Origin of the sequence: Aquamicrobium soli (genome assembly GCF_042646345.1) — a bacterium.
In the GTDB taxonomy this organism is placed as follows: Bacteria; Pseudomonadota; Alphaproteobacteria; order Rhizobiales; family Rhizobiaceae; genus Mesorhizobium; species Mesorhizobium soli_A.
The window spans coordinates 83,319-104,064 of sequence record NZ_JBHRTK010000004.1 but is presented as its reverse complement, the minus strand read 5'-3'; the positions used below and the strand labels follow the sequence as shown (position 1 = coordinate 104,064).

The 20,746-nt window shown below is 61.5% G+C and carries 17 protein-coding genes; 14 read left to right on the top strand and 3 right to left on the bottom strand.

Features of this window, described 5'->3' with window-relative positions; genetic code table 11:
- Positions 1 to 21 precede the first annotated feature (21 nt).
- Positions 22 to 1,122 (top strand): ABC transporter ATP-binding protein, encoded by a 1,101-nt coding sequence (locus ACFOHJ_RS04310; protein WP_378218878.1) that lies wholly within the window; start codon positions 22 to 24, stop codon positions 1,120 to 1,122.
- A complete protein-coding gene (gene iaaH / locus ACFOHJ_RS04305) occupies positions 1,119 to 2,546 on the top strand; it encodes an indoleacetamide hydrolase (protein WP_378218876.1) in 1,428 nt (475 codons plus the stop codon). The genes ACFOHJ_RS04310 and iaaH overlap by 4 nt, the downstream gene beginning before the upstream one ends.
- 564 nt (positions 2,547 to 3,110) lie before the next feature.
- Here the strand turns inward: iaaH and ACFOHJ_RS04300 are convergent.
- Positions 3,111 to 3,692, bottom strand: coding sequence for a cysteine dioxygenase family protein (locus tag ACFOHJ_RS04300; protein ID WP_378218874.1), 582 nt, complete (start codon positions 3,690 to 3,692; stop codon positions 3,111 to 3,113).
- 154 nt (positions 3,693 to 3,846) lie between these two features.
- Between ACFOHJ_RS04300 and ACFOHJ_RS04295 the strand changes: the two genes are divergently transcribed.
- The 8 genes from ACFOHJ_RS04295 (at position 3,847) to ACFOHJ_RS04260 (ending at position 13,558) form a co-directional block, all read left to right on the top strand.
- Complete coding sequence (locus ACFOHJ_RS04295) at positions 3,847 to 5,337, top strand: MmgE/PrpD family protein (RefSeq protein WP_378218872.1); 1,491 nt, start codon at positions 3,847 to 3,849, stop codon at positions 5,335 to 5,337.
- 99 nt (positions 5,338 to 5,436) lie between these two features.
- Entirely contained in the window at positions 5,437 to 6,465 is a 1,029-nt protein-coding gene (locus ACFOHJ_RS04290) for an LLM class flavin-dependent oxidoreductase (RefSeq protein ID WP_378218870.1), read from the top strand.
- Positions 6,466 to 6,544: 79 nt separating this feature from the next.
- Complete coding sequence (locus tag ACFOHJ_RS04285) at positions 6,545 to 7,561, top strand: MDR family oxidoreductase (RefSeq protein ID WP_378218868.1); 1,017 nt, start codon at positions 6,545 to 6,547, stop codon at positions 7,559 to 7,561.
- A gap of 40 nt (positions 7,562 to 7,601) precedes the next feature.
- A complete protein-coding gene (locus ACFOHJ_RS04280) occupies positions 7,602 to 8,549 on the top strand; it encodes a flavin reductase family protein (RefSeq protein ID WP_378218866.1) in 948 nt (315 codons plus the stop codon).
- A gap of 76 nt (positions 8,550 to 8,625) precedes the next feature.
- Positions 8,626 to 10,212 (top strand): rhodanese-like domain-containing protein, encoded by a 1,587-nt coding sequence (locus ACFOHJ_RS04275; RefSeq protein ID WP_378218864.1) that lies wholly within the window; start codon positions 8,626 to 8,628, stop codon positions 10,210 to 10,212.
- A 260-nt stretch (positions 10,213 to 10,472) separates the two neighbouring features.
- The gene (locus ACFOHJ_RS04270) at positions 10,473 to 11,876 is read left to right on the top strand and encodes a phenylacetate--CoA ligase family protein (protein ID WP_378218862.1); all 1,404 of its coding nucleotides are present in this window, start codon (positions 10,473 to 10,475) and stop codon (positions 11,874 to 11,876) included.
- A 5-nt stretch (positions 11,877 to 11,881) separates the two neighbouring features.
- Entirely contained in the window at positions 11,882 to 12,673 is a 792-nt protein-coding gene (locus tag ACFOHJ_RS04265; protein ID WP_378218860.1) for an SDR family oxidoreductase, read from the top strand.
- A 27-nt stretch (positions 12,674 to 12,700) separates the two neighbouring features.
- Complete coding sequence (locus ACFOHJ_RS04260; protein WP_378218858.1) at positions 12,701 to 13,558, top strand: amidohydrolase family protein; 858 nt, start codon at positions 12,701 to 12,703, stop codon at positions 13,556 to 13,558.
- Positions 13,559 to 13,688: 130 nt separating this feature from the next.
- Here the strand turns inward: ACFOHJ_RS04260 and ACFOHJ_RS04255 are convergent, their stop codons facing one another.
- Positions 13,689 to 14,309, bottom strand: a complete 621-nt coding sequence (locus ACFOHJ_RS04255; RefSeq protein WP_378218856.1) for a glutathione S-transferase family protein — start codon at positions 14,307 to 14,309, stop codon at positions 13,689 to 13,691.
- A 112-nt stretch (positions 14,310 to 14,421) separates the two neighbouring features.
- Entirely contained in the window at positions 14,422 to 15,873 is a 1,452-nt protein-coding gene (locus tag ACFOHJ_RS04250) for an aminotransferase class V-fold PLP-dependent enzyme (protein ID WP_378218854.1), read from the bottom strand.
- A 320-nt stretch (positions 15,874 to 16,193) separates the two neighbouring features.
- Here ACFOHJ_RS04250 and ACFOHJ_RS04245 point away from each other — a divergent pair, with 320 nt between their 5' ends.
- The 4 genes from ACFOHJ_RS04245 (at position 16,194) to ACFOHJ_RS04230 (ending at position 20,713) form a co-directional block, all read left to right on the top strand.
- Positions 16,194 to 16,661: a cupin domain-containing protein gene (locus ACFOHJ_RS04245; RefSeq protein WP_378218852.1), complete on the top strand. Its 468-nt coding sequence runs from the start codon at positions 16,194 to 16,196 to the stop codon at positions 16,659 to 16,661.
- 16 nt (positions 16,662 to 16,677) lie between these two features.
- Positions 16,678 to 17,754 (top strand): ABC transporter ATP-binding protein, encoded by a 1,077-nt coding sequence (locus ACFOHJ_RS04240; RefSeq protein WP_378218850.1) that lies wholly within the window; start codon positions 16,678 to 16,680, stop codon positions 17,752 to 17,754.
- 121 nt (positions 17,755 to 17,875) lie between these two features.
- On the top strand, positions 17,876 to 18,955 hold the full coding sequence (locus ACFOHJ_RS04235) for an ABC transporter substrate-binding protein (protein WP_378218849.1): 1,080 nt from the start codon (positions 17,876 to 17,878) through the stop codon (positions 18,953 to 18,955).
- 93 nt (positions 18,956 to 19,048) lie between these two features.
- Positions 19,049 to 20,713 carry an ABC transporter permease gene (locus ACFOHJ_RS04230; RefSeq protein WP_378218847.1) on the top strand — a complete coding sequence of 555 codons (1,665 nt, stop codon included), beginning with the start codon at positions 19,049 to 19,051 and terminating at the stop codon, positions 20,711 to 20,713.
- Positions 20,714 to 20,746 lie beyond the last annotated feature (33 nt).

The window sequence follows — 20,746 nt, the reverse complement described above, 5'->3', positions numbered from 1 at the left end:
GCCTCGAAAGGAACCGATACAATGACCAAGGTCAGTTCGACTGTCCGTGTTGACAAAGTTGTAAAACGCTTCGGCGCACACACCGCCCTTCATGAAACGACGCTGACCATCGAAAGCGGGAGCTTCATGGCGCTCCTCGGTCCGTCCGGCTGCGGCAAGAGCACCTTGCTCAACATGATCGCGGGTTTTCTGTCGCCGACGTCGGGCAGCATCTATTTCGATGGAACCGACGTGACGCAGGTGCCTCCCTATCGCCGGCGGGTCGGCATGGTCTTCCAGAACTATGCCCTGTTTCCGCACATGACGGTGGCGCAAAACCTCGCTTACGGCCTGAAGATGCAGAGAGTGGCGCGTGCCACGATCGAGAGCGAGGTTCGCCGGATCCTCGACGTCATCAAGCTCGCCCGGTTCGCGGACCGCTATCCAAGACAATTGTCCGGCGGCCAGCAGCAGCGTGTTGCGATCGGCCGGGCGGTGATCATCAATCCGCACGTGCTGTTGCTGGACGAGCCGCTGTCGGCGCTCGACAAGAATCTGCGTGCGAACATGCAGGTGGAGATCAAGGACATTCAGGCAAGGCTCGGCATCACGACCGTCTTTGTCACGCACGACCAAAGCGAGGCGCTGAGCCTGGCCGATCGGCTGGCCGTGATGTCGGAGGGGCGGGTGCGCCAGCTTGCGAGCCCGGCGGAAATCTACGAAAAACCCGCCAATGCCTTTGTCGCGTCGTTCCTGGGCGACATCACGCGTCTCTATGCCGTCGTGGATACGCACCGAGGTGACGAAATCCGGCTGAAGACGGAAGATGGCTTCGTCGTCGTGCCGAAGGAAAAGCTGGCCGGTTCGCGGCCGGGCGATCGCTGCAACGTGTTCATCCGCCCGGAGGATATCTTCATCACGCCGACGGTCGAAGAAGCGTCGATCACCGGCCAGGTCCAGATGTACGTCTACCAGGGCAGCCACGTCGACCTCTATGTCGCCAACCCTTCCGCGCAGGAAGGAACGCTGTTGCTGCGTCTTTCCGACACCGGCGCGGCGCAGAAATGGCCAGTCGGCAGCCGGATAGGCCTGGGCTACCGAGCCGGAAAGGTACATGTCTTCGGCGAGGAACACGCGCAATGAGCGCGCCCGCGGCAGATATCGCTGGTTTCCCGGACGCCGCGGCCCTGCTCGCGGCGCTTCGTGACGGGCACACAAGCGTCGTTTCCGTCGTCGAGGCGCTTCTGGAAAGGCACGGCCGGAACCGAAACCTCGGGGCGTTTTGTGCCGTTGACGAAGCCGCGGTACGCCGCGCCGCCGCCGAGGCCGATGCGAAGCTGGCGCAGGGCGTGCGCATGCCGCTGCTGGGGCTCCCGCTTTGCATAAAGGACAATATCGACGTTCTCGGCTTGCCGACGACGGCGGGTACGCCGGCGCTGGAAGGTTTCTACCCGGCGCGGACGGCTCCGGTCGCGCAGAGGCTTCTCGATCAGGGCGCGCTCGTCTTCGGCAAGACGGCGATGCATGAACTGGCTTTCGGCACGTCGGGAAACAATGCGTGGCAGGGCGCGGCGCACAATCCGTTCGATCTGAACCGGATCCCCGGAGGCAGCAGCAGCGGCACGGCCGCCGCCATTGCCGCCGGGCTGGTTCCTGCCGGCCTCGGAAGCGACACGGGCGGATCGGTGCGAATCCCTGCGGCCTTCTGCGGGCTGGTGGGTTTGCGTCCCACCATCGGCCGTTATCCAGGGGAGGGCGTGTTCCCGATCTCGTTTACCCGCGACACGGTCGGGCCGCTGGCGCGCAACTTTACCGATTTGGCGTTGCTCGATGCCGCGATCGCGGGCGCGGATACCACCCTGGAGGCAATCGAACCCTCGACGGTGAGGCTCGGCGTGCCCGATGCGTTTTTCTTCGACGGGCTGCAACAGGACGTGGCCAAGGCGAGCGAACAGGCCCTTGCGGCGCTCTCCCGCGCCGGCGTGTCGCTGGTTCCTGTCTCCGGCGCCAGGTTCGGTGAACTGTACCGGCGGGCAGGTGTCACGGTTACGCTCCATGAGACGCGCCCGGCCATCACCGCCTACCTTCGGGCCAGCGGGCTTTCGATTTCCTATGATGACGTGGTGGCGAAAGTCGCGAGCCCTGACGTGAGGTCCATCCTGGCCGACCTGGACGCGCGAGCGGAGGCCCCGTTCCTTGCCGCCTATCGGCAGGCGGTGGACATTGACCGGCCGGCCCTGCAAGCCCTGTACGCCGAAACCGTGATCGGGGCGAGGCTGGACGGTATCGTGTTCCCGACGACGAAGCTTGCCGCCTTGCGTATCGGGCAGGATGTCGTCGACCTCGGCGAGGGACAGGTACCCGCATTCGACCTAATGATCGAAAACAGCGGGCCGGGCAGCCTGTCCGGCATGCCCGGCATCACGGTGCCCTGCGGGGTCGATAGCGCCGGTGTGCCGCTAGGCCTTTCCGTCGACGGACTGTTCCACACCGACCGCCGCCTTCTTGCCATCGGTGCCATGCTGGAATGGCTGCTGCCCAACCCCTTGCGTAGGGGCGAGCGTTAATCCGCTCCACCGTCCAAAGGGAGACCTGGTTCGAATGGCTGGCGATCTTCAAGCTCCTTTCGTCGTTACGCTCGCGAGCGCGTTCGAAGCCAGGTCTCCAGCCAAAGCGCATGGACATCGCCGGACTGGTATCCGCCGTTGCCAGCAACCTTCGGAACAGATCGATGTTTGTGGCGATGCTGTTGATCTCAAGCTCGGTCAGCGCGCTACGTAGCGCACTGAGCGCCGAGAGGCGGTCGGCAGCGAGGACGACCAGTTTACCAGGGAGTCGTAGAACGGCACGATTTTGCAGCCGGGAAATACCAGCGTGTCGAAGTGGGCGCCTCCGGGAAAGTCAGGACCGGAACAGCTTCGGGCGATGGCATGGAGACCGCGCACAATGGATGCCTGCGGCTTTCCTACAACTCGAAAGAAGCACCCCAGGCACCGCAAGTTAGAGGACCCTCGGCCCGAAGGATGCTCCTGGAAAAAATCACCTGGTCCGCGAGCTCCGTCAAGCTCTCGCGGCTGCGGTGAAATAGCGTTCACGGCGCCCAAGTCCCGATCAAAAACCAGGGGCTCGCTTTATGCTTTGGAAGCCCTTGTCTTGACGCCGATACCCATCACGCTGGCCGTTCCCGCTTCGATGTCGAAGGTGAGGCGTTCCGACAGGCTCTCCAGCGCCCTGCCGTAGAAATGAAGATGCCGAATCAACGAAGCGCCGCGAATCTCGACCGAATGTATGTCATTCGGCATGAGCGCCACGCCGTTGCCCGGCGCGATGTCGACTTCCCGGATCAGATTGAGCCGGGCGCTGCCTGCGCCGGTTCCGCCGTCGACACGTTCATACAGCTTGTTGTGCTCACTGCCTTCGACCGCAGCGATGCATGCCCAGGTGGTGTGATTATGGGGAGGGATCAGTTTTCCCGGACGCATGACGTTCAAGTAAAGGGTGTAGCCCGTCTTGTCGTCGGCATGCACGAGATATCGCGCTTGACGCTCGTCCGGCTCCGGGTCGGGATAGACGGAAGCCGACCACGTTTCCCGTTGGCCTGCAAGCGACAACAGCTCTGCCAGGACCTTATCGAGAGAGGAGCGGCTGACACCATCTCGGCCAATCGTCTCGGTGGCAAGCGCCATAAAGGCGTCGACCTTGTTCTGCGCCATCAGTAAACTCCCTGATCTGCCTGAAGGTGTAGACGTAGGATGGCAGAAAGGCACGTTCGGGTCAACGAATACATCTGGTTGAGATGTTGTTTTCGACAAAAGAAATGTTAGGCTTGGCGGCCGGATCGCGATAAACTTGGAGGGGAGGTGCCGCATGGGAGCGGACTCGACGGCGACACCACGAACAGCCAAACACGCGCCCATTAGTGCCGGGAGCGTCACAGCGCAGCTCGCGCGGTACATGGTCGATGCGCGCCTGCAGGACTTTCCGCCGGAAGTGATCCGCAAGGCGGCGCTTTGCCTTCTCGACAGCATCGGCTGTTCCATGGCCGGCAGCCATAGCCGGCGGGGTGACATTTTATATTCGCTACTGACTCCGGTGCCGCAAGGAGGCGTGCAGGTACTTGGGCGCCAGTTTCGCACGACGCCTTATGAAGCGGTTTTCTACAACGCGCTGACCGCAAATTTCCTGGAACTTGATGATAGCTATGACAGGTCGGGCAGTATCATGTTCGCGCACCCGGGCGCGAATGTCGTGCCGCCGGTGCTTGCGCTGGCGCAGATGCGCGGCGCTTCCGGCCAGGACGTGCTGGAGGCTATCGTGGTGGGGTACGAAACCTGCCTGCGCGTGGGCGCGGCTATCCAGCCAAGCTACCGCCGCGCGACCGAAGAGGTGTGGGGCTGCGCTACCTTTCAGACGTTCGGCTCGGTAGCTGCTGCCGCGAAACTGTTGAAGCTTGATCTGGAGCAGACCCTGAACGCGCTCGGCATCGCCGGTGCGACTGCCCCGATTTCGTCTACGCTCAAGGTCTGGCGCGACGACCATCCGGACATGCACAACGGCTATGGGTGGGCGGCGGAGACGGGCCTGCGTGCCGCGCTCATTGCCGAACGGGGCTACACCGCCCCGCAGGACATCCTCGACGGAAACAACGGTTTCTGGAGAATGTACGGTTCCGACCAGTGCGACTTCGCTCTGTTTACCGAGGGCCTTGGAAAACATTACGCCATTCTCGACGTCGCCTTCAAGCCGTGGCCCGCCTGCCGTTGGGCGCATCCCGTCATGGATGCGGGCAAGGCCCTTGCGGAAAAACAGGGGCTACGGCTGAGGACGTTGGAAGACATCGAACGCGTGCGCAACATTACCGTTCGGATTTTTGCGCAGGCGACACGCTACCCTTATGCCAATTACAAACCCCGGACGCTGCTGGAGGGCCAATTCAGTACGCCTTTCTGTGCCGCCGCGGCGCTCCTCCAGGTCTGGCCCGAAGAGTCGCTGTTCCGATCCGGGCGGATGAACGATGCGCGCTTGCCGGCGCTGATGGAGAAGGTCAAATTGGAGGTCGATCCGGATGCGGAAGCAGCTTTCCCCGGCAACGGTGGGGATGCGCTCTCGGCCGGGGTGACCGTAGAGACGCTTGACGGCACCTACGACACCTTCATACCGGTCCCGTTCGGAGACCGGCGCAATCCTATGGAACTGAGCGATCTGATCGCCAAGTTTCATTCTTGCAACGCCAATCGCGTCGCCAAGGCTGAGGTGTCTTCGATAGCCGATGCCGTGATGGCTCTTTGCGATGACGCGCCAGCGGCCTCGCTCTTGGCAATGCTATCCCACAGGTCGCCCTTTAAAGCGGCTTCTTGAGGAAGGCGCTTCCGATCGGAGGCCTTCTTTGTTGACATGCCGCTCGGCTGTACATAACATCTTAGAAAAGATATCTAACATTCTATAAGGTTGGGACTCATGGATTTCGGTGCATTTATCCTCTTTCAGCGTCTCGACGAGAGTGTGGGGACCAAGGATGTCTACAAACATTCGCTGGATCTTGTCTGCCGGGCCGAAGAGCTTGGATTTTCCACCGCGTGGTTTCCAGAGCATCATCTCATCCATTACGTTTCGTGCCCTTCACCGCTGATGATGACCGTGGCGGCGGCGGCCCGGACTTCGAAGATACGGCTCGGCACGGCGATCGCGGTCGCCCCGTACTATCATCCGATACGCCTCGCCGGTGAAATCGCCCAGGCCGACACATTGACCGGCGGCCGACTCGAGATCGGCATCGGTCGCGGGGCGGTCAACTACGAGTTTGCGCGCTTCGGCGTGGATTCCAAGCTGGCGTCGGCAAGGTTTTTTGAGTCCGCGTCCGTCGTCAAGCGCTTCCTGAGCGAGGAGGAGGTCGAGCATCAGGGCGAGTTCTGGAACTTTCCCGCCTCGACTACAGTGCCTCGGCCGGCGCAAACACCGTTCCCGCGGATGTGGGTGGCTGCCAGGTCGATCGACACGATCCGCTGGTCGATAAGCAACGGCTTCAACGTGATGACCAATGTCGGATGGGGCGAGCCGTTCACCGTCATCGAGCAGGTGGCGCAGCAGGTGAATGCGGCGATCCGCGAGATCAATCCGCCGGTGCGACCCAAGTTCGGCGTTTCCAGGGTGTGTTTCGTGGCCGAAACTGATGCCCTGGCGAGGGAGGCGATGCGTGCGGCGCAGGTCAGCAGCCGCATCTTCAGCCGCCTTTTCCGGGATCAGGTTGAGGTGCGGAACGGATTTCCGGTGCCGGAGCCCCTGGAGGGAGAGGCGTCCGCGGAACATCTCAGCGAGACCCTGATCGTTGGCTCGCCGGCGACCTGCATCGAGAAGCTGAAGCGTTACAAAGAAATCGGCGTAGACCATTTCATGATGTTCGTATTCGGACCGGACCAAGCCTCGATGAAGCGATCGATGGAACTCTTCGGCACCGAGGTCATGCCCTATTTCAGCGATACGAAGTAGCCCCGGTTATTGCGGGCTGCTGCCGGTGCGGGCGCCCCCGCATGGAACGTCAAGCGGTTGTTCTGGACGAGGTTTGAATATGCAGCGTAAGTCTAACGAGCCGTTTACCGCGCTTGTTCTGGAGGCGGAGGAGCGCACTCAAACGGCGCGGTTCCGGAGCCTGACGGCGGCCGACCTACCGGATCACGATACGCTGGTCCAGGTCTCCTTTTCCACGCTGAACTACAAGGACGGCCTGGCCGTATCGGGCAAGGGTCGCATAGCGCGGTGTCTGCCCATGGTCGCGGGTATCGACCTGGTGGGGACGATCGTCGAGACCCGCTCCACCAGTTGGAAGCCGGGCGACAAGGTCATCGTCAACGGCTGGGGCATGTCGGAGACCGAGTGGGGCGGCTATTCTCGCTATCAGCGCGTGAAGTCTGACTGGCTTGTCAGGCTCCCCGATACCCTTACCGAAGCAGAAGCCATGGCGATCGGCACCGCCGGATACACGGCCGCCTTATGCGTCGACGCCTTGGAAGACTGGGGCGTCGTCAAGCCGGAGGGCGGTGAGGTTCTGGTGACAGGTGCTGCCGGAGGGGTAGGCTCGGTAGCGATCAGCCTGTTGTCCAAGGCCGGTTACCAGGTGACCGCGGCCACGCGTCGTCCGGAGACGCACGACTACCTGGCCGAACTCGGCGCGGCGTCGTTCGTGGCCCAGCCGTCGCTGGCGAAAAAGGGCGGCCCGCTGCAAAAGGAACGCTGGAGTGGGGCGGTGGATTCGATCGGTTCCGTCACGCTGGCCAACGTCTTGTCCCAGACCGTCTACGGCGGGGCGGTGGCGGCATGTGGCCTGGCCGGTGGCGCGGATCTGCCGGGTACCGTGCTGCCGCATATCCTGCGCGGCGTAACTCTTATCGGGATCGACTCGGTATTTGCGCCGTTGGCGAAGCGCGAGCGGGCGTGGACGAGACTGGCGATTGACCTCGACCGCAGCAAGCTCGCCCGCATCATGCGCGTGGAACCGTTCGCGAAAGTCCCCGAGCTTGCGAACGAAATCCTCGACGGCAAAATTCGCGGACGCGTTGTGATAGATATGTCCGGCGCGGGCCTGTAGCCACCGGATACCGAAGCCTGAAACGCAAGTGAGGTGCTCAGTGCAAGACAACATGCTCCCCCTCTTCGATGTGAAGGCCTTCCGTTCCGCGCTGGGAACTTTTCTGACCGGCATCACGGTGGTCACCACCATCGATGCGGAGGGCATTCCCAGGGGCTTCACGGCGAATTCCTTTACTTCGGTATCGCTCGAACCGCCGCTCGTCCTGGTCTGCATAGGAAAGGGCGCGAGTACCTACGGGGCTTTCCAGTCGGCGGGGTATTTCTGCGTCAACATTTTATCTGAAGAGCAGAAGAATATCAGCAGCCGCTTCTCGTCCCGGACCGCCGAACGGTTCAGCGCCGTCAAGTGGCGGTCCGGAGCGTGCGGCAGCCCTGTTCTGCAGGACGTTTCCGCCTGGTTCGAATGCAAGATGCACCAGCAGGTCGACGCCGGCGACCACCTCGTACTGATAGGACGGGTCGCGGATTTCGCCCAAAGCACCGCCAACCCGCTCGGCTATTGCCGTGGCGCTTATGTGACGCCCAGCCTAATGCAATCGCTGCTTGATTCCGCCTTTACGAGTCAACTGCGCGTCGGGGTCATTCTCGAAAGCAGCGGCGCTCTTCTGCTCCACAAGAACGAGGCCGGCGGTCTCGGCCTGTTAACGGCGAGTTCGCTGGGCTCGCGCGACGATCCGAGCTCGTTGCTTGGCCGTGCAGAGCGGCTCGGTTTGAAGTTCAGCCTAAGCTTCCTTTTCTCGGTTTTCGAGGACGAGGTCGGTGGGAAGAACCGGGTTTCCGTTTACTATCGAGGAATACTCGAAGAGACCGGCGGGCTTGATGGCTCGCTCGTGCTCGCGACCGAAGATCAGATTCCTTGGGATCAGATCATCGACGACAATGAGGTGCGGATGCTGCGCCGCTTCATCCGCGAGGCGCAGGACAAGGTCTTTTCGGTCTATTCCGGGGGAAATCAGGTAACGACGCCGTTGGCCGTATCCGGATGACATCGGGTCGCGGGCATGGCGGGCGTTCGATAACCTGGTCGAACATGACACGGGTACGGCTTGGGAGGGCTTGCGGTTGGCAACTGCGGTTACGCTGAAGCAATGGCTGCATGACGGCGGGGAAATCGCTCTGCTGGATGTACGTGAGGAAGGCGAGTTCGGCGAAGGGCATCTTTTCTACGGCGTTCCTCTTCCATTCAGCCGGCTTGAGTCCGGTCTCGAGCGATTGGTACCCCGATCCTCGTGCCGGATCGTGATGTATGACGACGGCGCCAGCTTTGTAGCCGCCAAGGCGCAAGCGCTCGCGCGGCGCTATGGCTACAGCGATGTCCATGTCCTGGAGGGCGGGACAAGGGCGTGGGAAGAGGCAGGTTTTTCGTTGTTTGCGGGCGTAAATGTTCCCTCCAAGACCTTTGGGGAGCTGGTCGAGCACACGGAAGCGGTCCCGCTTATCACTGCGGGGGAATTGCACGATAGACTTGCGGCAAAAGAAGATGTGGTGGTGATCGATGGCCGCCCGATCGACGAGTACCGCAAGATGAACATTCCCGGCAGCCTGTGCTGTCCGAATGGCGAGCTCGTTTACCGGATCGGCGAGATCATACGTAGTCCCGAAACCACGGTCGTGATCAACTGCGCGGGGCGTACGCGTAGCATCATGGGAGCGGCTACCCTGCGGCGTTTCGGCTGCGCCAACCGCGTGGTGGCGCTCGAAAATGGAACGATGGGCTGGCGGCTTGCCGGCTTCGAACTGGAACATGGCAGCGATCGCCTCTACCCCTTGCCTCCCCATGGTGTACGCCTGGAAGAAATCCGCCGCGAGGCCGCCGATCTCGCCGGATCTTTCGGTGTATCAAAGGCCGATGCGGAAACCGTTGTTCGATGGCTGGGTGAGAACAATCGTACGACTTACTTGCTCGACATCCGGACGCCCGAGGAATTTGGCCAAGGTTCCGCCCCCGGTGCAGTGTCCGCGCCGGGAGGGCAGCTTCTTCAGGCGACGGACCAATGGCTGGGGGTCCGCAACGCGCGTGTCGTGCTGCTCGACGATGAGGAGGTGCGGGCGCCTGTCATCGCAAGCTGGCTGTCGCAACTCGGCTGGGAAACTCACGTGCTCGAGGGTGGTTTGGCGGCGGCGGCGTCGCTGCCTGCCGATCCAGGGCTGAACTCCATAGCCACCATGCTGGCTGAGCAGCCTCCCGTCGGGCCTCAAGACCTAGTTGCGCCGGGCAGCGACGTCGTTCTCGTGGATGTGCGCCATTCGAGTGAGTATCGTCGCTGTCACCTGCAAGGCGCGGTTTGGGCGACAAGGGCCCGCCTTGACAATGTGCTCGGCCGTATCGGTAGTTGCCCGGCCTTGGTAATCGCCGACAACGAGACGCTCGGCCGCGCCTTTGCCGCGGAAATCGCGGGAGCCGGATGCAAGGTTGTCGGATTGCACGTCGGCAACCCCGACCTATGGCGCCGGTTCGGTCTGGCACTTGCCAGTACCCCCGACATACCATCGGATGCCGATTGCATCGATTACCTGTTTTTCGTGCACGACCGCCATGCGGGAAATCTGGACGCCGCGCGCCAGTACCTCGCCTGGGAGAAGGGGCTCGTCGCCAAGCTCGATAAGCAGGAACTTGCCGGATACCGCCTGCGATTTCCTCGCGCCTGAGTTGTGATGTAGCGAGCGCGCCCGATCGGATCGAGCATCCGCGCGGTGGATGAGTTGTGTGCTTTGAAACGGACCAGTGATGCCGGAGTCGTCGGGTTCTGGCTGAAAAGTCTGCGCCCGTGCACCAATGCCGCCATGGCTAAGACGACAATGAAATGTTATGCTAACTTATTGACATTCTACCGGTCGCAATTATTGTGCTTCTAGAATTTTGATGGTGCGATCGATCAGGGATCGCTGATGGGGAGCAGGCGCCTGACATGAGCATTTCGGAACTACCCTTCTACGCAAACGCGCTTGACATTCCTGCGCTCTGGGAAGAGTTCCCGCCGCCGCCGATCTATTTCAAGGGTGTCGCGCGGATGGACCACAGCGGCCTGGCCGCGTTGCAGGCGCGCAGGTTCATGCAGCAGGTGGAACGCGCATGGCAGGTTCCCTTTTATCAGCGACATTGGGGCAGGGCAGGCCTGAAACCCGGCGATATCCGCGGAATCGAGGATATCTCGATCATTCCTCCGTTCTCGGTCGCGGATTTGCGCGAGAGCATCGAGTTGATGCCGCCCTTCGGGGATTACATGGGCTATGATCCCAAGTCGGACCCGCCGATGCCTCTGGTCATGCAGACGAGCGGCGGCACCACGGGCATTCCGCGCCCCATGCTTTACTCGCCGCGCGATCGCGAGGTCGTCAACATCATGGGCGCACGAAGGCTCTATGCGCACGGCGTGCGGCCACATGACCTGGTACAGGTCACCCATTCGCTCGGCCTTTCGAACGCGGGTCTTTCCACCCGTGAATCGCTTTGGAAATATACCGGCGCCGTTCCCGTGATGACTGGTGCCGGCTCGGCGACGCCCACGCGCCGGCAGATTGAGTTGATGAAGGCCTGGAAGGTCAAGGTTCTGATCGGCTTTCCGGCCTATCTACGTCACATGGCGCTCGTCGCTCGTGACGAAATGGGCATTGATCCGCGCACGATGAACGTGCGCTTCCTCAGTACGCACCTCGGCACGGAGGATCGCGGCGTTCTTGAGGACCTGTGGGGCGCGAAGGTCTACGACACCTATGGCGCCAACGAAGCCGGCATGATTGCGGCTGACTGCGAAGAACAGAACGGAATGCACGTCTACGAAGATGCGCACTTCGTGGAAGTGGTCGACCTGGAGAGCGGCCAAGCCGTTCCGGAAGGTGAGAACGGCACGGTGTTCGTGACCTGCCTGTTCAAGCATCTGGCCCCTATGATCCGTTTCAACATCAATGACATTTCAGCCTTCGTTCCCGGCGACTGTCCTTGTGGCTGTACCCATAGGCGGCTGGCGGGCATCTTCGGGCGCAGCGACAACATGGTGAAGTTGCGGGGCGTCAACGTGTATCCTGACGCCATCGGCTCGGTCATCGGCGATGTGATTGAGACTACCGGCGAGTATGTGTGCGTCGTGGACCTGGTAGATGGGCGAGACGAAATGACGGTGCTTGTGGAGTCGGTTCGGGAAGAAGCCCCGAACAACCAGTCCGGGCAAGCCGCGCTCGAACTCCGCTTCAAGGAGGCGCTCAACGTGAAGGTGACGGCAAAGATCGTGGCGCGCGGTGCGCTCGATCAGATGACGGGGCTGTCGAAGACCTCCAAGATCAAGCGTTTAATAGATAACCGCAAGAAGGGTTGAGCGATATGGATCTGGGACTGAGCGGAAAAGTTGCGATCGTCGGCGGCGCCAGCGGCGGTATCGGCTATGCCATATCCGAGCGTCTGGCGCGCGAGGGCTGCAAGCTGGTCATGTGGGCGCGGCGTGACCCGGCTCTGTCCGATTCCGTTGCGCGGGTGCGAGAGGCAGGCGATGTCGAGATCGTCCCCGTCCTTGCCGATGTTCGCAAGGCCGAGGATCATGAGCGAGTGATCAACACCGCGCTGGAGCGTTTCGGCCGGGTAGACGTCCTGGTTCATAACGATGGCGCTCCGCCGCTCGGCCCCCTAATGAGCTTCGACGACGAGGCCTGGAACAAGGCTGTTAACCAGATGCTGATGAGCATCGTGCGCCTGTCTCGCCTTTGCGTACCCTCCATGCGCGACAACGGCGAAGGCCGTATCATCAGCATCGCGGCGCTGGCCGCGCGCGCGCCGCTGGTGAATTTCGGGCTCTCCGCCTCGACCCTGGCCGCGCTTATCGGCTATTGCAAGACGCTGTCGCGGGAACTCGCGGCGGACCGGATAACGGTAAATACCATCTGCCCCGGGCGCCTGGACACCGACCTCACCCGTCGCGCGCTGAAGGCGCAGGCCGACATGCAGAAACGGCCGCTGGAGGATATCGTCGCGGAGGCGCAGAACCGTATTCCGTTGAAGCGCTTCGGCAAGCCTGAGGAGGTTGCGGCGATGGTTGCCTTCCTGGCCTCGCACCACGCCGCCTTCATGACGGGAACGGCGATCCAGATCGACGGCGGCACTACCGAAGCCTTGTTCTAGCCCGAACCTGAGAAGCACCCCTGAGCCATGACCCTATATGATCTGCATTCCCACTGGTCGACGAAACGCGGTTACGCCCTGCGTTCGGAGGCAGAGCTCGCCCAACAGCGCAAAGTCTGGAACTCCGACCCGCGTTATGAGACCGAGCAGGAAATGGCGGACCACTTCCGCAAGAACGACGTCCGGGTGATCCTCGATTTCGGATTCGACAAATGGCTTCCTCTCGATGCCGCAGCTGAACTGCACGATTATGGGATCGAGACCCAGAAGCAACATTCGGACGTGATCATCGGGAACTGGGTGCAGATCGATCCGCGTACAGGAGTTGACGGCGTGCGGGAGTTGCGGCGCTGTAAGGACATGGCCACCGGCTTTCTAGGGTTGGGCGTGTCGGGAAGCGGCGCCGGCCCGGCCAGTGATCCGATCTGGGACCCCTATTACAAGTTCTGTGTCGAGGCCAGGATACCGGTTCTGATCATGGTTGGGATGACGGGGCTGGGCGCCGGTCTTCCGGGCGGCAACGGAATTCTGGTGGAGAACTGCCATCCGCGCTACCTCGACCAGGTCGCTGCACGCTATCCAGACCTCCACATCGTTGCGGCACGTCCCGGCTGGCCATGGCAGGCCGAAACCATCGCGGTGCTGCTGCACAAGACAAACATCTGGTACGAGTTGCACGGCTGGTCGCCCAAGCACTTCACGCCGGACTTGAAATACGACATCAACCGCCGGCTGAAGAGCCGTGTAATGTTCGGAGCCGACTACCCTCTGTTTCAGTATGAGCGCCTGCTCAATGACTGGAAGGCCGAGGGTTACAGCGACGATATCCTGGAGCGGGTGTTCACCGGGAACCCGGAGGCGTTCCTCAAAAGCCTTGAGGCGTAAGGGAGGACCTGTCGGAGATAATCGAAAGCCCCTGCGCGATCTTCTTCGCCTTTCAGAACCATCGCATGAGAGGCGGGCCCTCGAAGATAAGGGGCCCGTCCGTCCTGCCGGCAGTATCATGCGGCTACTTTTAGGGTATTGCGCCGAAAACTGAGGCCGTGCCGGTGCCTGCATAGGCCGGAACGGCCGCCTCGAACCCGCGCAGGAAATCGCACAGGCGCGGATGCTTTTCGCGCCAGCGGCCTTCGAACCGCAGGTCCATGTAACCGAGCACGCAGGCGACCGCAATCGCGTCGATGCGGGCCCCGCTCCCCCCGGTCGATGGAGGGTTGCCTTCCAATTCGGCCAGGCCTCGTGCGACCTTGCCGGCCTGAAAGCCGAGCCACTTCTCGCTTTGGCCTTCTTGCGGATGGAAGCGCTTTTCTTGTACTTGAAGCGATGCGGCTTCCAGAATACCGTCCGCCAGCGCCTGCGTGGTCAGCAGCAAGTACCTGTCCGCGCCGCGGCCGATGAGCTTGCCGCCGCTGAGGTCGTCGAGCACTTCCATAATGACGACGGAATCGTAGATGGCCCGCCCGTCGGGTGTTTTGAGCACGGGCACCTTCGAGAGTGGATTCGCCAGAAGTGTCCTGTCTTCCTTGCTAGCAAGGTCGACGCCCGCTAGGCTGACCCTGTCCCGCAAGCCGGCGACCAATGTAGCAAGCCATACCTTGCGACAGAACGGCGAGCCCGTAACCCCGTAGATGATCATCCGTCCACTCCCTAAATCCGTTGAAAATCCTGTCGATCTGAATTGTAGATATTCGATACCTGACCGCTTGGGCGATGGCACTGAGCAAGGCCGAGCCGTGACCCCATCCCGATCAGGGGAGGATATCCTCGTGTAGCGGAGCGAAGCGCGCCGTGCGCCGATCGAGGGAATAAGCCGCCTCCCAGCTTCTGGCGGTCCCGACAAGCTCGCGGACGCTTTCTATAATGCGGTCGGCCTCTTGGTCTGAAAGGAGGTAGCCGAGATTGAGGCGGACCCAGCCTGGGCGCCTGTCCTCTTCGCCGTGGTTGATAAGGTCCATCACCTCCTGGGATTCTTCCTCATCGATCTCCAGCAAACGATGCGCATAGGGACCGGCGCAGGCGCATCCGCCGCGAGCTTGTATGCCGTAGACGTCGCTGAGCAGACGCGTGAAAAGCTGATGGTGAACGGGCCCTTGGGCATCGTGCACGACGAAGGAAAAAATCGGCAGGGCCTCGGTGCTCTCTCTCTGGCCGAGCAGCCGCAGGCCCTTGACGTTCCGCCAGGCTTCGAGGGCCCGGCTTCTCAACTCGGTTTCGCGGGCAACGATGCGATATGTTCCGATCCAGTCCTTCAGGAGGATCACCAGCGCTGCCCGGATGTCGCCGATTACGTTCGGGGTTCCGGCCTCTTCCCGGGATTCGACGCGGCTGCTGTAATGATGTTTCCACGGTGAGACGAAGACGACCGAACCGCCTCCGGGAGCCGTCGGCACCTGCGTGCGCACGAGGTTATCGCGCACGACCATGATACCGGAAGCGCCGGGGCCACCGGGGAACTTGTGCGAGGAGTAGACGATTGCGTCCTTGGCGCAGTCGGTGCCGGAGCGCATGTCCATTTCCAGATAAGGTGCGCCGGCAGCGTAGTCCCAGATCGAGCGCGCCCCGTAGCGCTTGAGCAGCCGCGTTACAGGATCGGGGTCTGTCACGATGCCTGTGACATTGGAGGCCGCACTGAAGCTGCCGATGACGAGATCCGCGTGCCGGTTCTCGATCAACGCCGCTTCCAAGGCCGCCAGATCGGGACCGCCCGTTTCCGCTTCCGGAATCTCACAGATCGCAGCACCGGTTTCCCGCCACGGCAGGATGTTTGAATGGTGCTCGTAAGGCCCGATTATCACGACGATCCGCTCGCCGGCGGCAATCCGCTCGCTGAGGCCAAGCAGCCGCGTGATCCGGTTTAGTCCGGCCGTGGCACCACCGCCCGCGAAGATCACGTGGCAGTCGGCAGCGGCTTTCACATGCGCCGCGATGATTGCGCGCGCCTCTTCACGCATCCGGGTCATCATGCGACCGCACAGCGAAGCCTCGGTGTGGCTGTTGCCATAGAAGGGCAAGACCTCACTCGCGACAAAGCTTTCGATCTGGCTCAGGGCCCGGCCGGACGCGACATAGTCCGCGTAGAGCAGCGGTACGATGCCGTTGCGACCTTCCAGCAGCAAGCCGTTTCCAATTTGCCCCTCGCGTAGTGACGCAATCGGGTCTGCCTCGCCGAGCGAGGCTAAGAATTTGTCGCGCAGACTCATCTAACGGCCTAATAATTTCCTAATGGCGCCTCTGACATGTCAGATACATTGTACGCCACGATTCGTCCATAGGAAATTTTATCGGCTTTTTGGCAAGGTTGGTGAACCTGTCGAAATGGCGTGTTTTACAAATACCTATCAATAACAGAGAGTTATGGGGAATGACGCTGTCTCTGGGCTTAAAAATTACGGTGCGCTCTAGCTTGTCAGCGGCAAAACTTTGTGGTTACAATAAAATGTCATGGGGCCTTGCCTAATACATTAACCCGCCGGCAGGTCCGCGACCAGTTAGTACCAGCATCGAGGGAGGCCTGATTATCATGGGTGAGCAAGCGACTTGGGGTGAAAAACTCGACGCTGCCATTATAGAGGCGGCGAAGGAAAACCAACGCGCGAAGAAGGTAATCCACTCCGAAGAGCTTGTCTGGGAAGAAGACAAGATGGCGCGCTCGGCACTGCTTATCAGCGCTCACACCGGCTTCAACCTGAAGTCCATCCACTCCTTCCTCGCCGAAATGCCCGCCGGCGCGAGCACGGGCAAGCATCGTCACACGAGTGAGGCCATGATGTATGCCCTGTCGGGCGAAGCCTACACGATCATCGACGGTGAACGGATCGACTGGAAAGCCGGCGATGCCATCGCAATGCCGGCGATGTGCTGGCACCAGCATTTCAATGCAAGCACGGAAAAGCCCTTCTGCTATCTCGCGGCGTCCAATTACCCGATGACGGTAAATCTCGGGATCGCGCTGATCGAGACCGCAGACATTCGCTCCGATCTCAAATAGCCGGTCGAGCAACTCCGTGCTTGAAATCAAGAACCTTCGCCTCACCTACGCAGGCGCCGACGCCCCGGCGATCGACAATCTTTCGCTTTCGGTGCCGGATGGGACCATCGTGACGCTTCTCGGTGAAAGCGGCTGCGGAAAGACGTCCACGCTCCGCTCGGTGGCCGGGCTCGAGACGCCGGACTCGGGCGAGATCTTCATCGGCGGCCAGGCCGTTTTTTCGGGTGCTGGCGCTGTGGTGCCACCTTATCGCCGGCAGATAGGGATGGTCTTTCAAAGCTACGCGATCTGGCCCCACAAGACGGTATTCGAGAATGTGGCCTACGGGTTGCGATCGGCGAAGGAACCCCGCACCGTCGTCGTCGAGCGGACGACCTGGGCACTCTCGACCGTAGGGCTGGGCGACTTTGCCCAACGCTCGGCGGCGCTTCTGTCCGGCGGTCAGCAGCAGCGCGTAGCGCTGGCCCGGGCGCTCGCCACACGTCCAAGGCTGCTGCTGCTGGACGAACCCCTGTCCAATCTCGACGCCAAACTGCGCGAGCAGATGCGGTTCGAACTGCGCCGCATTCTCAAAGACCTCGGTATTACCGCGATCTATGTGACGCACGATCAGGAGGACGCCTTCGTCCTCTCGGACATGACCGCGCTGATGAATCGTGGCCGCATTGAGCAGCTAGGTGCGCCTAACGACATCTACCAGCGACCCGCTACCCGATTCGTTGCCGAATTCTTGGGACAGTCATGCCGCACCGAGGGCGTGGTGCGCGGCCTCGTGGGCGATCGGCAGATGGTGGACACGCCGCTTGGTTCGCTGGCATGCCTGTCGGCCCGAACCTTTGCCGCGGGGGACAAAGTCATTGTCTACGTACGCCCGGAAGAGCTTCAGCCCGTCGAGGAGGCGTCCGAGGGGCAAGCTGTCTCGCTCGAGCGTATCAGCCTGCTCGGCGGAGTTGTCGACTGGGAGGGGCTGGCAGGAGGGGTGAGGCTACGCGGCACCGTTCCCACCGGAACCCAGATCGCCAACCATCTCGTGTCGAACCGGCCCGAGAAGCTGACCGTATCGATCCGCAATGCGCGTTGCGTCCCGGCATGAGACGGCAGAGGGCGCCTACTTACGCCGCAGGGCTACGCTTACGGAAAACGACAGCGTTTGAAAACACGGTCGAGGACCCGTTCCGTACGCTGTTGCAACGACTGAAAGAGGAGGAAATGCAATGGGATACGCTAGCAAGACAATTTTGAAATTCGGGACTGCGCTGCTGTTCCTGCAGGCCTTTGCCGCAGGTGCGACAGCGCAGACGGTTCAGAAAGCGCTCGATGAGCTTGCGGCCAAGCCCGCAGGAGAGCGTCAGGCTTTCCTCGAGGAGAAGGCCAAGCAGGACGGAAAGGTCGTCGTATACGCTGCGGACGATCCGAATGTCATGCGCGCGTGGGAGGAGGCGTTCCACGCGAAGTATCCAGAAATCAAGGTCGAGTATGTCCGAATGAGCACCAAGGACATGCTTCAGCGGGTGGAAGCGGAAACCGCGGCCGGTCGGCCGGTCGCTTCGCTGCTGGGGGGCATCACCGCTAGCGAGATCAATTATCTCATGGAGCGCGGCATGCTCGCTTCCTACCATTCGCCCGAGGCGGCGAGCTTTCCGCCAAGCTATGCCGACCCCGACGGCAAGTGGACCGTGCACTGGCTGATGCCGGAGGTCACCGCCTTCAATACGGACACGATCTCCAAGGAAGATGTGCCGGTCGACCAGGAAAAACTCTGGGGTTCGGATTTCGCGGCTCCGATCGGGCGGCTTCAGTCGGGCGGCCGCTGGCTTGCTGGCTATGCATCCCTCAAGGGAGAGGGTGCCGCCGCGAAACTGGCCGATGCCGTGGTTGCGAAGAAGCCGCAGCTCTTTCAAAGCAATTCCGACCTGACCAACGCGCTGACTGCGGGCCAGATCGCGGTCGCCGCTGACATGCACGCTGGCAACGTCGCCATTGCGGCCGACCGTGGGGCGCCTGTTGACTACGTCTTGCCGGAGCCTTTGCCGATCCTGCCCGCCTACACGGTGTTTCTCGCGGATGCTCCCAACCCGTACGCTGCTGCGCTCAATTACGACTGGCGCATCGCTAAGGACGGGGGCCAGTCCTTCTACAAGAAATTCCACCAGTTCGGGCCACGCGAAGACACCGAGTACGACTTTGCCGATGTCGCCACATCCGGCCGGACGTTGGTTCCTTTGACCGATAAAGTGCTGGCGACCATCGGTCAGTACGACACCATGTTCCGGGAAAAGGTGTTGGGCAAGTAAGCTTCCAGAAGGCCAGGGCAAATTACGATGCGGATCAACGGGACATCGTCCGGAGGCGGCTTAGTCGCGCGCCTTCGTAGCAAGATCCTCACCATGGAGCTTCTGCGTGATACTCTGCTTCTTGCCAGTACGGTGCTTCTGGTGGTGCTGGTGGTGGTGCCGCTGGCCCGGCTGCTCATCAACTCGTTTGCCACTGAGGGAGAGGCTGCCGGCGGCAGCCTCTCCAACTACGTCAAGGTCCTGTCGGACCCGGCAAGCTATTGGTTGCTTTGGAATTCAGTGGTTTATGCGACCGCGAGTTCGATCATCGCCATAACTATCGGTGCATCGCTCGCCTATCTTTTGCAGCGCACGAACGTTCGCGCCAAGGCGTTCTTCGGCTTTCTGGCGCTGGCTCCCGCCTTCATGCCGCCCGTGCTGATCGCGATGAGCTGGGTCCTGCTGCTTGACGAACATATCGGCGTTGTCAATCGCTGGCTCGCCCCGGTCTTCGGACCTGGATTGTTCGACATCTATTCTTTCTGGGGCATGGTTTGGGTGGGTGGTCTGCTCGACGTGCCGCTTGCTTTCCTGTGGCTTTGGCCTGCCTTTGCGGCGCTTGATCCGGCGCTGGAGGAGGCGGCTGCCATGTCGGGTGCGCGACCCGTGCGAATCCTCGGGACGGTGACGATGCCGCTGGTGCGGCCGGCGCTCCTGGCGGCCTTCCTGGTCAGCTTTGTAATGTCGATCGAGGATGTTACGGTCCCCATTTTGATCGGCCTCCAGGCGGATGTCAGGGTCTTTGCGACAGAGATCTATCTGACGCAGACACAAATTCCGCCGGACGGGCCGTTGGCCTCCGCGCAGTCGGTGTTGCTGCTTGTCGTGACGATCGCGCTCATGTTCTGGTATCGTCATTTCAACCGCCGCGCCGAGCGCTTTTCGGTGGTCCGCGGCAAGGGGTACAGGCCCGCCGGCATCGTGCTTGGGCGCTGGCGCCCGGCGGCGCATCTCTATCTGGTCCTGTTCACCGTCCTGACCGTTGGCTTGCCCCTTTTCGTCCTCGTCTGGACGTCACTCAGCCCATTTGTACAGGCCCCGAGTTTCCGCGGTTTGTCGCGACTGTCCCTGAACTGGTATGCCATCGTGTTGAACGATAGCACGGCAATCCGCGGCATTCTCAATTCGCTGGCCGCCGGCGTGATTGCGGCCCTGGTCGTTTTGGCGCTGGCCCTGGTTATCGGCTGGGCCGTGCTTCGGTCCCGCCAGCGTATATGGGCCTTGCTCGACGTGCTGTCGTTTCTGCCTCTTGCCCTGCCGGGGGTGGTAATCGGCCTTGCGTTGATCGCCATGTGGCTTCCGTCGACCTTACCCGTTTACGGCACGCTTCTTATCATCATCATTGCCTATGTGACGAAGTTCCTACCCTACGGCGTACGCTTGATCTACGCAGGCATGGGGCAGTTACACAAGGAACTGGAGGAAGCGGCGGCCATCAGCGGGGCCAGTTGGTTGCGTATCCTGCGTACGATCTACTTCCCGCTGTTGCTTCCCACCATGGCGGCCGGGCTGCTCTACACTGTGATGCGCGGCTTCCGCGAACTTCCAGCCTCCTTGATTCTGCTGGCGCACGGCAACGAGACCTATTCCGTGGTAGCCTACGAATTCTGGTCGGCAGGCGAGCCGGGCAAAACAGCCGCCTACGGGGTGGTGGTGATCCTTGTGATGACGGTACTGCTGATTTCGGTTCGCCGGCTGTTCGGCCGGCTAGGAATGTAGGCCGGTACCGCTTATCCGCCAGGCCGGCCGCCG